The sequence below is a fragment of the Vibrio sp. TRT 17S01 genome (assembly GCF_050113695.1).
In the GTDB taxonomy this organism is placed as follows: Bacteria; Pseudomonadota; Gammaproteobacteria; order Enterobacterales; family Vibrionaceae; genus Vibrio.
On sequence record NZ_JBNJOG010000060.1, the window covers coordinates 1 to 1,049 of the forward strand.

The window sequence follows — 1,049 nt, forward strand, 5'->3', positions numbered from 1 at the left end:
ACAACACCAGCACCAACTGTACGGCCACCTTCACGGATCGCGAAACGTAGACCTTCGTCCATCGCGATTGGTGCGATTAGCTCAACAGTCATCTTGATGTTGTCGCCTGGCATTACCATTTCTACGCCTTCTGGTAGCTCGATGTTACCAGTTACGTCAGTTGTACGGAAGTAGAACTGTGGACGGTAGCCTTTGAAGAATGGTGTGTGACGACCACCTTCATCTTTAGACAGTACGTATACTTCTGATTCAAACTTAGTGTGTGGAGTGATTGAACCTGGAGCTGCTAGTACTTGACCACGCTCAACTTCGTCACGCTTAGTACCACGTAGTAGTGCACCAACGTTCTCACCTGCACGGCCTTCGTCTAGAAGCTTACGGAACATTTCAACACCAGTACATGTTGTTGAAGTTGTTTCCTTGATACCTACGATAGCAACTTCGTCACCTACTGTTAGGATACCACGCTCGATACGGCCAGTTACTACTGTACCACGACCTTGGATTGAGAATACGTCTTCGATTGGCATTAGGAATGGCTGATCGATTGCACGCTCTGGCTCTGGGATGTAGTTGTCTAGCGCTTCTGCTAGTTCTACAATCTTAGCTTCCCATTGCTCTTCACCGTTTAGTGCGCCTAGTGCAGAACCTTGGATTACTGGTAGGTCGTCACCTGGGAAGTCGTACTCAGATAGAAGTTCACGAACTTCCATTTCTACTAGCTCTAGAAGCTCTTCATCATCAACCATGTCACATTTGTTCATGAATACGATGATGTATGGGATACCAACCTGACGGCCTAGTAGGATGTGCTCACGAGTTTGTGGCATTGGGCCATCTGTCGCAGCAACAACTAGGATACCACCATCCATCTGTGCAGCACCTGTGATCATGTTTTTAACATAATCCGCGTGTCCTGGACAGTCTACGTGTGCGTAGTGACGAGTTGGAGTGTCGTACTCAACGTGAGATGTTGCGATTGTGATACCGCGCTCACGCTCTTCTGGAGCGTTATCGATTGATGCGAAGTCTTTCGCTTCACCGCCGTA

General features: G+C 48.1%; 1 protein-coding gene. It reads right to left on the bottom strand.

The window, feature by feature from the left end:
* Nucleotides 1-1,049, bottom strand: a 1,049-nt coding sequence (gene tuf / locus ACQEXS_RS22465; RefSeq protein ID WP_427015273.1) for an elongation factor Tu, incomplete at both ends; no start/stop codon positions are given.